General features: G+C 42.2%; 12 protein-coding genes and 1 CRISPR repeat array. Of the genes, 2 read left to right on the forward strand and 10 right to left on the reverse strand.

The window, feature by feature from the left end:
- Positions 1-256: 256 nt before the first annotated feature.
- Complete coding sequence (locus ENH88_RS18080) at positions 257-661, forward strand: GFA family protein (RefSeq protein ID WP_304184385.1); 405 nt, start codon at positions 257-259, stop codon at positions 659-661.
- A gap of 99 nt (positions 662-760) precedes the next feature.
- On the opposite strand, the gene ENH88_RS18085 is transcribed toward ENH88_RS18080, so the two are convergent.
- Together ENH88_RS18085 and ENH88_RS18090 are read right to left on the reverse strand one after the other, a co-directional pair.
- A complete protein-coding gene (locus ENH88_RS18085; protein ID WP_304184388.1) occupies positions 761-1,231 on the reverse strand; it encodes a DM13 domain-containing protein in 471 nt (156 codons plus the stop codon).
- A gap of 146 nt (positions 1,232-1,377) precedes the next feature.
- On the reverse strand, positions 1,378-1,716 hold the full coding sequence (locus tag ENH88_RS18090) for a hypothetical protein (protein ID WP_304184390.1): 339 nt from the start codon (positions 1,714-1,716) through the stop codon (positions 1,378-1,380).
- Between the two features lie 141 nt (positions 1,717-1,857).
- Here ENH88_RS18090 and ENH88_RS18095 point away from each other — a divergent pair, with 141 nt between their 5' ends.
- Positions 1,858-3,483, forward strand: coding sequence for a methyl-accepting chemotaxis protein (locus ENH88_RS18095; protein ID WP_304184391.1), 1,626 nt, complete (start codon positions 1,858-1,860; stop codon positions 3,481-3,483).
- 159 nt (positions 3,484-3,642) lie between these two features.
- Here ENH88_RS18095 and ENH88_RS18100 read toward each other — a convergent pair whose 3' ends face one another.
- The 8 genes from ENH88_RS18100 to ENH88_RS18135 form a co-directional block, all read right to left on the reverse strand.
- Positions 3,643-4,512 carry a patatin-like phospholipase family protein gene (locus tag ENH88_RS18100; protein WP_304184393.1) on the reverse strand — a complete coding sequence of 290 codons (870 nt, stop codon included), beginning with the start codon at positions 4,510-4,512 and terminating at the stop codon, positions 3,643-3,645.
- A gap of 5 nt (positions 4,513-4,517) precedes the next feature.
- Positions 4,518-5,753, reverse strand: a complete 1,236-nt coding sequence (locus tag ENH88_RS18105) for an ABC transporter permease (protein ID WP_304184395.1) — start codon at positions 5,751-5,753, stop codon at positions 4,518-4,520.
- The gene (locus ENH88_RS18110; RefSeq protein WP_304184397.1) at positions 5,753-6,946 is read right to left on the reverse strand and encodes an efflux RND transporter periplasmic adaptor subunit; all 1,194 of its coding nucleotides are present in this window, start codon (positions 6,944-6,946) and stop codon (positions 5,753-5,755) included. The genes ENH88_RS18105 and ENH88_RS18110 overlap by 1 nt, the downstream gene beginning before the upstream one ends.
- Positions 6,943-8,115, reverse strand: coding sequence for an efflux RND transporter periplasmic adaptor subunit (locus ENH88_RS18115; protein WP_304184398.1), 1,173 nt, complete (start codon positions 8,113-8,115; stop codon positions 6,943-6,945). The genes ENH88_RS18110 and ENH88_RS18115 overlap by 4 nt, the downstream gene beginning before the upstream one ends.
- Positions 8,108-9,076, reverse strand: a complete 969-nt coding sequence (locus tag ENH88_RS18120; RefSeq protein WP_304184400.1) for an HlyD family secretion protein — start codon at positions 9,074-9,076, stop codon at positions 8,108-8,110. The genes ENH88_RS18115 and ENH88_RS18120 overlap by 8 nt, the downstream gene beginning before the upstream one ends.
- A complete protein-coding gene (locus ENH88_RS18125; RefSeq protein WP_304184401.1) occupies positions 9,070-9,744 on the reverse strand; it encodes an ABC transporter ATP-binding protein in 675 nt (224 codons plus the stop codon). Before ENH88_RS18125 ends, ENH88_RS18120 begins: the two co-directional genes overlap by 7 nt.
- A 316-nt stretch (positions 9,745-10,060) precedes the next feature.
- Positions 10,061-10,513 carry an NfeD family protein gene (locus ENH88_RS18130; protein WP_304184403.1) on the reverse strand — a complete coding sequence of 151 codons (453 nt, stop codon included), beginning with the start codon at positions 10,511-10,513 and terminating at the stop codon, positions 10,061-10,063.
- Positions 10,514-10,531: 18 nt separating this feature from the next.
- Positions 10,532-11,485, reverse strand: coding sequence for a slipin family protein (locus tag ENH88_RS18135; RefSeq protein ID WP_192542409.1), 954 nt, complete (start codon positions 11,483-11,485; stop codon positions 10,532-10,534).
- A gap of 420 nt (positions 11,486-11,905) precedes the next feature.
- Positions 11,906-13,496: a CRISPR direct-repeat array (repeat unit 28 nt; unit sequence GTTCACTGCCGCACAGGCAGCTTAGAAA).
- The last annotated feature ends 135 nt before the right edge of the window (positions 13,497-13,631 follow it).

Consider the following 13,631-nt stretch of genomic DNA (forward strand, 5'->3'; position numbering starts at 1 on the left):
CTATCAAGCACGCCGAGACGTAGCCTTAGTCTGCGGATATCATCAAGGTTTTCACTGTAAATTGGGCTGCCGCATGCACTACAAAAATAGCGGATACGCCCTAGTTTAAATTCAAAGCTGCTTAACGACTCTTGATTTAGCAGCCATACACCCATGACTGTTATTCTCCAAAGTCGCCCTCTCCAAAGGCGGCTTTTTTTGTACTGAAAACAGAGTGCTTATGCTATATTTTTAAAAAACATAATTGGAGAAGTGAATGTACCAAGGAAGTTGTTTGTGTAAAAAAGTAGCGGTTCAAATTGATGGCCCAATCGACAGTATTATTCATTGCCACTGCTCGTTGTGTCGTAAAGCCAGTGGTACTGCATTTGCTACTAACGGCTTTATTAATCGTGTTGATTTTAAAGTAATCAAAGGCAATGAGTGGTTAAGCAGCTTTGAATTTAAACTAGGGCGTATCCGCTATTTTTGTAGTGCATGCGGCAGCCCAATTTACAGTGAAAACCTTGATGATATCCGCAGACTAAGGCTACGTCTCGGCGTGCTTGATAGTGATATTACAGAGCGGCCAATTAGTCATAATTTTGTCAGCTCAAAAGCGAATTGGGAGCAAATAAATGCCGATATCCCACACTATGACGGTTTTGAACCGACCCGCTAAGGTCGTTGGCTGATAGTGTTTTTACACTATAGTAAGCTGGCGCATAGTCTGCGCCACTACTCTTAATTGTTTTTAAAGCAGTTGTTTCCCATTACTTTTTTATTGGTACTGAGCCGCGGTTATAAATTGTTCAAAACTTTCACACCACACAATCACAGTGTTAAAGCGTGCAATATTAATATCGGCTGGTACCTTAATTATAAAACCATCGAATGTATTAACGCTTGCAACCCGTGTCATTGTGCCTTTATAGGCTAAAAAATCGGCTTCATTATCAATAAAGCGATTAGCTAAATAAAGTTGGTAATCTGGGCCTGGGCTCAAGGTGCCATCAAAAGAGATCATTGCATTGGTTAATCTGACTTGGCCGTTACCATAATGCAAAGCATCGGAGCCTGCGAGGTCAGCTTTGAATTCACCACTATAAAGTGCTTGCTGAGCATGTGTGGCTAGCTCAAGTTTGCTGGGGGATGGTGGGGCCGTTAAAATTGGCAGTGTGTATAACCCCGCAACAAAGCCAATACAAAATATCATCAGATAAACGACTACCTGCCACAATTTACGTATCATAATAAGACCTTAGCCATGAGAATATTCAGTCTATCGGGCAAAACAAGCGTATGCCTTTTTCTATAATTATAAGTTAGCTTACAAAATCGGATTGGGCGAACTCAATCGTCGTTTAAGTATTTGCTTTAGCCTCATTTTGAATTAGTTTACTTGTTAGCTCGCAATAAGTAATGTGAGCTATGGTGTAAATCTGGGTAGCTATTAGCAGGGAGCGATAGCCAAGCTAAATTAATACTGTTTGCTTTTAGCTGCTCTTCCACAACGCGTTTTTTATTCATTGGTCTAATGGAGTATATAAAGTTAACCTGTTTTCCTTGCTCAGCAAAGGCGAGCGTTAACAGCGCATGGATATAGTGATTACGAGGGGTATCAGTGGTGCTGGGGCTGGCTAAATGAAGATTAACGATTGCTGCATTAGCGTGTACAAAGCTAGTAAAGGCTAGAGGCAATAACAATAACCAGTGAAAATTATAGAATTTCATCATTGAGTTGTAACTTAAAATTTTATGACTCAAGTATAGTGAAATTATAATACCTCATTGTTGTAAAAAATCTTATAAAAACATAGAGGCTTTTGAATTAGGCATTATACTTGTAAATATTACAGATGTAGCGTTTGGAATACTATGTTAAATAATTACTTGGTTCGTTCCCGTTTAATCGTACTTGCTCTTTTGCCTGTAGTCATTTTTACGATTACTGCCATATATTCAATTAGCACCATGGGAGGATTAGTCAAAGGAATTGACAGTTTATATGAGAACCGTGTCGTACCACTGAAACAGATAAAAACAGTGTCGGATAACTACGCAGTTAATATTGTTGATTTGCTCCACAAATTTAGAGCTGGCACTATAAGTCAAAATGATTTATTAGCGGCAGTACAACAGTCTCAAAATACAGCCGACAAAGAATGGCATGCTTACCTGAGTACCGACTTAACCAGTGAAGAAAAAAGCTTAGTTAATACTGTTGAGCAAAAACTTAAGCCAGTTCAAGCACATCTCAAAAACTTAGTGAACAAAATACGAAGCGGGGATTTCCAGTCATTGCCTCAACAACAGTTTGTTACTGATCTATATAATGTATTCGATCCGTTAAGCGCAAGTTATCAAGCTTTAATAGAGCTGCAATTAAACGAAGCGAATCACTTTAAAAAACAAGCCGACGAAAACTTTGCGTTAGTGAGTCTAGTGATGAAATTATCAGTCGCACTGCTGATTTTTCTGCTGTTAGCCATTGCTTATTTTATTTATCGTTCCATTCAAAATCCATTGATGGCGCTGCGCGATACCATTACGCAAATTGCAAATAATGCTGACTTGCGAATACGAGCTAATGTACTTGGCGAAGATGAAATTGCCGATACTGCGCGAAACTTTAATAATATGTTGTCACGTATACATACCTTAGTAACCGATGTGTCTGGGGCAACCTTGACTTTATCTTCTGCGGCAGAAGAAATGAACTCAATTAGCGAGCAAGTTGCCTCAACTGCAACAGAGCAAGAGCAACAGTCGGCAATGATTGCGACAGCCATTACGCAAATGAGTAGTGCGATTGAGCAAGTGGCACAAAATGCGATGGCCACATCAGAAAAAGCCACTAATGCAGATAGTAAAGCACAACAAGGGCAGCAAGCTGTAGCAGATAACATTAACTCAATCCAAATGTTATCTCAGCTAGTAAATACAAATACACAATTAATAACCGACCTTAATACGCAAACCAATGATATCAATCAGGTTGTAATGATGATCCAAGGTGTCGCAGAGCAAACTAATTTACTGGCTTTAAATGCTGCGATTGAAGCTGCAAGAGCAGGGGATTCCGGTCGCGGTTTCGCTGTGGTTGCCGATGAAGTAAGGCAACTTGCTCATAACACCCAAAAAGCCACTGCGAGCATTAATGAAATGATCAGCAAGCTACAAGGTATGGCTCAACAAGCTGTTGTTGCGATGGGCAACGCCGAAAGTAGCGCCCAAGAGAGTGTCGAGCATGCGCAATATTCCTCACAAGTGCTCACTGAAATAAACCAAGAAGTAACCGAAATTGCCGATATGAACACGCAAGTATCAACAGCCACTGAAGAGCAGAAAATGGTCGCTAATGAATTAAGCAGTAATATCAACGAATTTAGTGCCAGTATTGCCTCAGTGAGTGAAAGTTCGCAGCAAAATGCGCAAGCATCGCAAGAGCTGGCGTTACTAGCGAGTATGCTACAACAACAAGTTAATGAGTTTAAAATATAACGCTGTGGTGAGCGTACCTTGTCATTAATAGAGTACGAACGACAAGGTACGGTCTAACTTGATACGTTTTTTACACGCTTTGGCTCAGCGCCGTTTTTGTGACAATTTCAGCACAATAATAAGCCGCACACTCCACGTTTTATAAATAAAATCATTGTTCTATGGCTGTATGTTTTGCAAGTATTGCGCTGCCGCTGTAATTCCCATTGCATAGCCTGCACTGAGCTTTTTATAGTTTTTGGTGGTACGGCCCACTTTAAAATTAGCGGGTGGCGCAATGATGTTGATTTTACATCCAGCAGGTGGGTTATGGATAAAGTCGATACTGGCATTGTAGTTATCGGCACGTGCTATAGAGGCACGAGCAAGCGCAGGATGAGCTTTATAAAGCTTTTCAGTAAGCCAAGGCGCTTTGCTGGGTTTTTTTCGATAACCAAGTGGCTGCGATAACACCACGGTGATTTCTTCGGCTCCCATAGCAAACGCTTTGCGCACAGGAATTGAATCTGCAACACCGCCATCAGTCATAGCAATGCCATCAATTTCAGGGTAATTACGATAGGCGATAGGTATCGCACATGAAGCTTTGAGTTGTTGCTCCATCAGCTCAGGTGTTGCTTTTAAATATTGCGCCGTTGCTGTGGCGATATCGGTGGCGACGATAAAAAACTCACTTTGCTGCTTAGCAAATGCTGCTAAATCTAAGCGCATATCGGCTATTGTGATTTGCCACAACCAATCTAAATCAAACAAGTGACCACCACGGATAAAGCGCGTTAAATTGATAAACTCAGGCCGACAAGAGTAGTCAGTGATCACCGCATGATTACGCTTGTGTTGTCCGCATAAATAGGCGGCAATATTAGTTGCTCCCGCAGAGACCCCAAAGCACTGTTTAAATGGCTGATATTGAGCTGTTAAAAATGTATCCAGTACACCAGTGGCAAAGATACCACGCATAGCACCGCCTTCTACAACAAGGGCGTGTTTGTTGCTGTTCACCGAATTGTCTCCTTTAACGACTAACATTTATGTTAATCACTTTGTAGTGCTTCAATTGGATCAAGTTGCGACGCTTTGATTGCCGGATATACACCAAAAATAAGGCCGACTAGCGCACAAATACTAAACGACAGCACGATGGCGGTCATTGACCACGATACTGCCCACTGCGAGTACATAGAGATAATTTCAGACAAACCAATACCAAATACCACACCCAGTAGGCCACCTAAAATAGAAATGGTAAAGCTCTCGGCAATAAATTGAACGCGAATGTCTTTTTGGGTGGCGCCAACGGCACGTAACAAACCAATTTCTTTGGTGCGTTCAAGCACAGTGGCCAGCATGATATTCATAATACCGATACCGCCGACCAACAAGGAAATACCGGCCACACAGGACATTACAATATTAAAAATCTGTTGCGTTTGTTTTTGTTGCGCCAATAACGCCGCAGGTATTACTAGTTCAAAATCGTCGATATCGCTGTGGCGATTTTTTAATAAATGCTCTAGTGCTTGCGCGGCCACAATAGGATCAACCGATTTATCAATTGCCAGTTTTAAACTGCTCACTTCGCTATCAAGTAGGCCACTTTCAAAACGATGTAAAGCCGTGCTCAAAGGAATAAATACTTGGTTTTGCTCGTTACCGAGTTTTACCCCTTGGAATTCTTTTTTCTTTAAATAGGGCGCTTGTAAAATACCAATCACTTCAAACCATAAATGGTTAATCTTGATTTGCTGGCCAAGCGCATCCCCTAGTGGAAATAACTGTTTAGCGGTATTGGCGCCTAGTAAAGCCACTTGTGCAAAGTTTTGCTCATCGGCTTGATTTAGCGCCCGACCTTGAAATAGCTCAAAATGAGACAGCTGAAAATAATTAGCGCTGACCCCCACCGCACGGCTATCACTGTTATTATATTGGCTAAAAATATGATAGGTTTCGATGTTTTTCTGCGCGGCAAAAGCGGTTATAAATGGCAGCGAGTCGTGGGCAACTTCGGCGTCACGCAAGCTCAAGCCTGCTGAGTGTTTTCGCTGCTCTTTTAACTCTTTTTCATCAAACTCTTTAGCATTAACTATAAGGTTATATAAGCCCATGGAGTCAATCATTTTCATTGCTTCGCGCTCTGCGCCTTCACCAATATTTAGCATGGCTATCACAGCACCCACCCCAAAAATCATTCCTAATAGGGTGAGTAGGGTGCGCAGTTTGTGTTGAGCAAGCTCTAAAGTGGTGTCGATAAATAAACTTAAATACTTCATTAGATGTCCTTTATATCTATCAATGAAACCACATCATTGCTTGCTAAGCCGTCCAGAATTTCAACATGACTCAGATTATGCTTACCTAAGGTGACGGCTGTTTTTATAAATTCACCGGCTTTTTCGGCATAAACATAATGGGCATTTTGTTCAGTAAACACACTTTGTTTTGGTACCACTAAACGCTCGCTTTGTGGAGTAACTAAAATACGTGCATTGAGCTTTAGCCCAGGGCGCAGTGCAGCAGTTTGCGCAGTTATATTGGCTTTTAGTTCGTAATACTTTTGTGGATCGCCGCGTTTAATCGACTTAGGAAACGGCGATACCTCAATTAGCTCACCGCTAAATTGTTGCGTTGGCAAAGCAATCAGTTGAAATTGCAATGTTTGTCCGGCGGCTAAATCAATGGCTTCACGCTCAGACACATACAACATTAATTGCATTTGGCTAACATCAGGCAGTGCGGCTATTTTTTGCCCTGGCCATAAGGTTTCACCGGCGCGGGGTTTTTCGCCGCGCCAATTGCTATTGTGAGTTAACAGGCCATCGTGTGGGGCAATAATTTCCAACTGGGATAAGTTCGTATTGAGCATTGCAAGCTTTTGTTTATATTGATTCTCTTGCATTTTTAATAGCATCAGCTCACCAGCGGCACTTTGCTCAAAGCGGCCTGTTTGCCAATCATAGTAATCATGCTTAGCATTTAAGAACTCAACGTTTTGTTGTGACTCTAAGATATCCAGCTTTGAACGAATACGCTCATCTTCAATCGAGTAGTCTTCGGCAAATTGTTTTTCTTCATTCACCAATACAATGTCATGGTTTAAAATCGCTTTGTCTTTATCTATTTCAGCGGATTTTTGTGCTAAATCTTGTGCGGTTAAGGCAGCCTTATTGGTATTTCTTTGGCTTTGACGACGCATTTGTTCGCCGTCGAAGCGGGCAATCACGTCACCTTTTTTAACTTGGCTGTATTCAGGCATCAGCCAGGCTAAGGTTTGCGGTCCTCGTGTTGAAGCGGGGGCACTAATAATGGTTTCATTCGCCGCAATCAGGTGGCCTTTAGCTTCAACAACCGTGGCAAATTGATGTTTACTGACAGTATAAGTCAGCGCGTTTTGTACTGTGTTTTCTTTTGAGCAACCGCTCAATATCATCATACCAAGTAAGCTTAGACTCAACTTTATGTTCATAATTTTACCTCGTCACCTGCTTTTAAACCGCTTTTAACCACGGCAAGGTTATCGGTAAAGTGGCTGATCTCTATAAATTGTTTATTATTTTCAGTGGTTACAACATAAGGCCCTTGTTGGTCATACTGTATGCTTGCTAGTGGAATACTTAACACCTGCGTTAGCGCAGCGGTGGTGATCTCTAAACGGGCTGTAAGGCCTGGGCGAATAACACTGGTATCAAGGTTGTCAATACTGACGATGGCATCAACAATACGGCGTTTATCTTGTGGTGATTTTTCTCTAAATACTCGGCCTAAGCTGGCAATTTTACCGGAGACCACGATTTCAGTACTGCCATCTATGGTAATTTTAACCACTTGGCCTGGGGCAATTTTACCGCTATCTGGCTCGTCTATTTGCGCTTTTACTTGCATATTTTTAAGCACTGCAAGCTCAATAACGGGTTGACCAAATTGTACGCTTTCGCCTATTGATGACTTTTCACCTTCATAATTGGTTTTATAAATCACCAGCCCATCTATCGGTGCTTTTACTTTCAGTCGTGCAATATCTTGTAAGTAGCCATCAACTTCACTTTGTAGACGAGCGACTTTACTTTGCAGCATTTTTAAATTGAGCTCTTTGCTTTGTTGTTGATACGCTTGTTTGCTTTTCGCAAGGGTCAAGTCGTTACTGGCAATGGTAAAATCAATTTGTGATTTTTTCCGTTCGACCTCAGAGCGTGAATTATCAACTATTTCAGCTTTACGTTTGGCTTTATCGTAGTTCATTTTCATCTCGGCCACTTGCAGAGTCAGCTCTTGCTCTTTTATTAACTCTTTGTTTTGGGCATTCTCAAGTTGTTTTTTAGCGCGCTCTAGATCGCCTTGTTTATCGATTAGTTTGTCACGAACTTGCTTATCGTCGAACGACACCACCACATCGCCTTTTTTTACATGGCTGTTTTCAGGTTGCATGGTTTTTATCTGGTATTGCCACATCCGAGCCACGGCAGGCGGCGCAATGATTGCACTGGTTGATGACTCTAATTCGCCATTCGCTTTAACGTTCAGCACAATATCACTGCTTTTAACGCTGAAGTTTTGCTCGCTTTGTTCATTACAGGCGCTTAATAACAGCGCCGTGCTTATTAATAGCGTTTTAAAATAGAGGGCATTGTTATTCATCTGCACTCGCTCCTATCGTCAGTTTTGCGCTCATGCCGGGTAATAACTTTAACCCTGAGGCGCTGAAATTAAAGCGCGCTCTAAAATAGGCGTCCTTACCCCACTGCAGTCGCTCTTCTGGCTGAGTTGATATTTCAGTTAACTTGGCTTGCAATGGTTGCTGTAAATAGGCATCAAATAGCAACTGCGCTTGTTGACCGAGCGTGAGCTTTTGGTAATCAATTTCGTGCACCCAAGCTTCAATATACAGTTCACTCATGGCGGGAATTTCGGCAATTTTCCAACCTGGCTGTGCTGTCATGCCAACAAAGGCTTTTTCGCCATTCCACGGGTGATTAGCATAAAGCACGGGGCCTGTTCGCTGTGCTTTAATACTCATACTGGCTAGTTGCGTTTTATTGTATTGTAAATTGGTTTCTAATTGCTCAATGGTGAGTAGTTGCTTATTGTGGGCGACTTTATTTTCAGTCTTCGCTTGGAGTAGCTCTGCGGATGATTTTTGTCTATTGATCAATGCCTTTTCAAGTTCAAGCTGATTTTTTTGATAATCATAGGTGCTTAAATTTGCCTGCGGTATTGCCGCATCAATCCGTGCTCGCTGCAGTAATAGCTCGGTGCGCTTAAAGTTAAATTCGGCTTCGATTTGTTTTTCTTCATTACTGGTGGTTACTCGAACCAGCTCTTCCTTCGCGGCTTCCAAACTCACCTCATCTTGTTCAATTTCGCTGGCGATAGAGCCACTGTCAAACACCACAACCACATCGCCTTGTTGGGCAATCTCGCCTTCTTCCATCATCCACTGTACTTGCACTCGCCAATTATCAGATTTAGGCGCATAAAAAAGTTGCTGCTCGCTGGCTTTGAGTTCGCCGCTCAATAGTAAGTTTTGGGCAAAGCTTGAAAATGATCCGCAGCCTAGTGCTAATAGTAGGCTGGTTTTGATTAGTTGTTTTGTTAGCATCCGCTGTCCTCAATCACCACGCCATCTTTCATACGAATAATGCGTTTTGCATAGGCTGCAATATCTTCTTCGTGGGTTACCATCACTAAGGTATGACCTTGCTGATGAAGCGTGCAAAGTAACTCCATAATTTCGTGGGATGTTTTGCTATCAAGGTTACCGGTGGGTTCGTCGGCAAAGATGACTTTTGGCTCGTTCACTAATGCTCTGGCAATGGCAACACGTTGGCGTTGACCACCGGACATTTCAAACGGTTTATGATGGGCCCGAGCGCGCAGGCCGACTTTATCTAACATCGCCATTGCGCGTTCGCTGGCTTGTTGTTTTGCCGTGTTGGTATAACGTAGTGGCAGGGCGACATTTTCTTGCGCACTTAAACGGGTAAGCAAATGGAAGGTTTGAAAGATAAAGCCAATTTTTTTATTGCGGATAGCTGACAGGCTTACATCATCAATCTCTTTAATACTTTCACCTGAGAGTAAATAGCTCCCTGACGTTGGCGTGTCTAAGCAGCCTAAAATATTCATTAAAGTAGATTTTCCTGAGCCAGACGCCCCCATCACGGCTACAAATTCACCTTCCTTGATATGTAATGAAACATTACTTAATGCACTGACTTGCGTTTCGCCTACACCATAAGTACGGCAAAGATTTTCGACCCTGATCATACAGTTACTTTAGTTTTTATTATTTGATTGGTTAAACTAGCGAGTTTTATAGCGAGACACAAGTCCAAATCGAGTGGTTAAACATGCGTCTATTTACCGCAGTTAATTGTTTTAACATTTAAGTGTCAATTAAATCATTGTCAGTTAACAATTGTGTGGTTTTACCGTTGATTTATTGCGTTTTAGCCAAGAATTTTGCGGATTTAGCGAATATTTTTTGTTACAAATAAGCCAAGTAATTCGCTAAAAGAATTACTTGGCTAGTTTTTATGGTAAAAAATCATAAAGCATATTCAGAGCGTCATACGCAGATCAGCTAAATTGCTGCAACCCACATTACGCCGACTTCTTTTTTCACCACTTTTACATGGGTACCGGCGCTCAGTGGTTGCTGACTTTTTAGTTTCCAGGTGATACCTGAGTACGAGTGAGTCGTGAGACCTAATTCATTAACATCATTATTAAGCACAAAATCAAGCTCAGCAAAGTCACTTTTCACTTGTTTGCTGTCTACGTTTTCTTGCATACGCTTTAGCGGTTTCCACAGTAATAATGCGCATGCGGCGGTTATTAAGGTATTACTCCAAAGTGCGGTGGTTAATGAGTCTTCTAATAAAGCGAAGTTCATCATTAAGCCAGTTGCAAATAATGAGATACCCAAAAACAACAATATAAAGGTCGACATACCGAGTACAGCAACTTCAATTATCAGTGCCAGTACACCTAAAATCATCAGTGTTTGCGGTAAATTATTGGTAATGAACTCCATATTCTGCTCCTTTACAGCTTAACCTTTTTGTTTGGTATTTAAGGTATTAATAATCGACATTGCTTGCGCCACCATTGAGCTGGCATCGGTGCCGTTATCGGGTAATAAAACCACTGACGATTCTTTAGCAATAGCTTGTTTGGCGGCAATGGCTTTTGTTGCAAGGTCTAACTGAATCGCTTTTTGACCTTGTTCAGTATCCGCCGCTTCACCGACTTTACGCAGTGCATCAGCTTGAGCTTGTGCAACAGCAGTAATGGCTTGGGCTTCACCTTCTGCACGTAGTATTTGTTCGGCCTTTTCGGCTTCTGCAGCAAGTACTTGTGCTTGTTTTCTACCTTCAGCAACGTTGATGTTAGCTTGGCGGTCACCTTCTGATTCTAAAATTTGCGCACGCTTAACACGTTCCGCTTTCATCTGCGCTTCCATCGCTTCCATTACTGACTGCGGCGGCACAATGTCTTTAATTTCATAACGTAATACTTGAATACCCCAAGGCTCAGCGGCCTGGTTAATAGAAGTGACAATATTAGTATTTAGCACATCACGTTCTTCGAATGTTTTATCCAGCTCCATTTTACCGAGCTCTGAACGCATAGTGGTTTGTGATAGTTGTGTTACCGCAAACACATAGTCATCAACGCCATAAGTGGCTTTATAAGGGTCAAGTACACGAAAATACAAAACCCCATCAACAGAAAGCGAAATATTATCCTTGGTGATAGCCGATTGTGAAGGTACATCTTGCGCTTGCTCTTTTAAGCTGCGATCGGCGGCAATACGATCAACAAATGGCACAATAAAGTTCAAACCAGCTTCCTTAGTTGATTGGTACTTACCAAAACGTTCAATGAGCCAAGCGCGGTTTTGCGGGACGAATTTAACACTACTTTTTAGCAGCACTAAAACAAAAATCAGTAAAAACGCTTCAACAGTAAATAACATGTTGAGAATTTGCGCGATAGGGTCCATAGATATTCTCCTTTAATAGTGGCCAATACGGCGTGTCACACAATTACTTATGTACTTATTTGCGTGACTAAACCTAGGTTACCATTGAGCTGCAAGCTCACCTAGTGAAAAATCGTGACAAAGTATGTCGGTAAGTTGATTGCGATAGCAATATTATGGTCATGTTTTTTCAAGATGCGCACAAAAAGCATGTGTAATTCTTTGCGTTTAGTAGTTTAAAAGATAAACCTATTGATGGTAAGTTTAATTCATATGTATTAAGTAAAGTCGCCACGATACCTTGGTTTTAACCCTTTATTTTTGCTCTTTAAAAATATGATATAAAAACAATAAGTTATAATATGTCGTTTTTTATAAGGTAAAATAGCAATATTTAACCTAACGGCTTGTTGTAACTTATTTTTATGCTGATATTCTATAGTTCACTGCCGCACAGGCAGCTTAGAAAAGAAGTAGACGATGGGTAACTAGGCATTTCTGGTTCACTGCCGCACAGGCAGCTTAGAAACGAGTAATACTTCGTCAGCGTTAAACTGGCTTGTTCACTGCCGCACAGGCAGCTTAGAAATCGTTGTTTTAGCGCCACGGAGTGTGACGCTTGTTCACTGCCGCACAGGCAGCTTAGAAAGTCAACTAACGATACGCAGCCCATCACTTTATGGTTCACTGCCGCACAGGCAGCTTAGAAATTAAGAAACAATCCGTTCAGTGTTTCGAAGCAAGTTCACTGCCGCACAGGCAGCTTAGAAATGAAAAGGCGTGAATTTGCATTTAGTGGCACAGTTCACTGCCGCACAGGCAGCTTAGAAATTGTGTTAATTTCAAACTTTTGCAGCATGATAGTTCACTGCCGCACAGGCAGCTTAGAAAGCTAGCATCAGTAGCTATCTCAACTGTATGTAGTTCACTGCCGCACAGGCAGCTTAGAAATGTAGTTAGCGTTGTTACTTTTGAGCTTATAGGTTCACTGCCGCACAGGCAGCTTAGAAATTGACATATGTACCGTTAGTTCGGCTCATGTCGTTCACTGCCGCACAGGCAGCTTAGAAATTCGTTATTACTTTTGTTCTAGTTCTTGAAAGGTTCACTGCCGCACAGGCAGCTTAGAAATGCGTTAGTCTTAACGGTTGCTGCGCCGTTGAGTTCACTGCCGCACAGGCAGCTTAGAAAACACGTAGCGATACTTTAATGTGTTGATCCACGTTCACTGCCGCACAGGCAGCTTAGAAAAAACTCATGTATCGCACCTAACGACGCGTTAGGTTCACTGCCGCACAGGCAGCTTAGAAAACGTGTTATCAGCTAAACGTGTTGCACCTTTAGTTCACTGCCGCACAGGCAGCTTAGAAAAGGCTCTGGTAATCAAATCATTTTAACGCAGCGTTCACTGCCGCACAGGCAGCTTAGAAAAAACTTATGAGTCCTGTTAAGTCCGTAATCATGTTCACTGCCGCACAGGCAGCTTAGAAAGCAACGTCTAAAAGGAATTGGTCGAGCTCAGCGTTCACTGCCGCACAGGCAGCTTAGAAAACTAGTTCCGGGTACTGACTTAAGAACGTTAAGTTCACTGCCGCACAGGCAGCTTAGAAAATTGTCAGAAATGTTCTTGATTACTCGCTGACGTTCACTGCCGCACAGGCAGCTTAGAAAATTTAGTAAACGCGCCGTATACATCAGGGTTAGTTCACTGCCGCACAGGCAGCTTAGAAAAGCCGTGAGCGGTTCCCCTGCCGCTAATACGCGTTCACTGCCGCACAGGCAGCTTAGAAAACAAGTAATCCTGCTATTAAAACTAGTAATAAGTTCACTGCCGCACAGGCAGCTTAGAAACACCAACTAAGGTTTAGAAGACCCTTGTTATATGTTCACTGCCGCACAGGCAGCTTAGAAACTGCTTGGTATATAAATGAGACATACAGAATCGTTCACTGCCGCACAGGCAGCTTAGAAAGGCAATCCATCAATGTTTAAAATATTGCCGTCGTTCACTGCCGCACAGGCAGCTTAGGTGACGAGGGACCGAAACGGAGTTTCGCAGCCTGAGGAAGTGAGGTCATGGATGACCGATGTGACCAAGCTCCATGGATGGATTCAAACGCCGATGTTAATTTAACAACAGTTCACTGCCGCACAGGCAGCTTAGAAA

Origin of the sequence: Pseudoalteromonas prydzensis (assembly GCF_011050055.1) — a bacterium.
Classification (GTDB): domain Bacteria; phylum Pseudomonadota; class Gammaproteobacteria; order Enterobacterales; family Alteromonadaceae; genus Pseudoalteromonas; species Pseudoalteromonas prydzensis_A.

What these genes read in the sequence shown, in the direction of transcription:
- ENH88_RS18095 (WP_304184391.1), top strand. Translation starts at nt 1,858, where the DNA reads ATGTTAAATAATTACTTGGTTCGTTCCCGTTTAATCGTACTTGCTCTT.
- ENH88_RS18090 (WP_304184390.1), bottom strand. Translation starts at nt 1,716, where the DNA reads ATGATGAAATTCTATAATTTTCACTGGTTATTGTTATTGCCTCTAGCC.
- ENH88_RS18085 (WP_304184388.1), bottom strand. Translation starts at nt 1,231, where the DNA reads ATGATACGTAAATTGTGGCAGGTAGTCGTTTATCTGATGATATTTTGT.
- ENH88_RS18100 (WP_304184393.1), bottom strand. Translation starts at nt 4,512, where the DNA reads ATGTTAGTCGTTAAAGGAGACAATTCGGTGAACAGCAACAAACACGCC.
- ENH88_RS18130 (WP_304184403.1), bottom strand. Translation starts at nt 10,513, where the DNA reads ATGGAGTTCATTACCAATAATTTACCGCAAACACTGATGATTTTAGGT.
- ENH88_RS18105 (WP_304184395.1), bottom strand. Translation starts at nt 5,753, where the DNA reads ATGAAGTATTTAAGTTTATTTATCGACACCACTTTAGAGCTTGCTCAA.
- ENH88_RS18120 (WP_304184400.1), bottom strand. Translation starts at nt 9,076, where the DNA reads ATGCTAACAAAACAACTAATCAAAACCAGCCTACTATTAGCACTAGGC.
- ENH88_RS18115 (WP_304184398.1), bottom strand. Translation starts at nt 8,115, where the DNA reads ATGAATAACAATGCCCTCTATTTTAAAACGCTATTAATAAGCACGGCG.
- ENH88_RS18125 (WP_304184401.1), bottom strand. Translation starts at nt 9,744, where the DNA reads ATGATCAGGGTCGAAAATCTTTGCCGTACTTATGGTGTAGGCGAAACG.
- ENH88_RS18080 (WP_304184385.1), top strand. Translation starts at nt 257, where the DNA reads ATGTACCAAGGAAGTTGTTTGTGTAAAAAAGTAGCGGTTCAAATTGAT.
- ENH88_RS18110 (WP_304184397.1), bottom strand. Translation starts at nt 6,946, where the DNA reads ATGAACATAAAGTTGAGTCTAAGCTTACTTGGTATGATGATATTGAGC.
- ENH88_RS18135 (WP_192542409.1), bottom strand. Translation starts at nt 11,485, where the DNA reads ATGGACCCTATCGCGCAAATTCTCAACATGTTATTTACTGTTGAAGCG.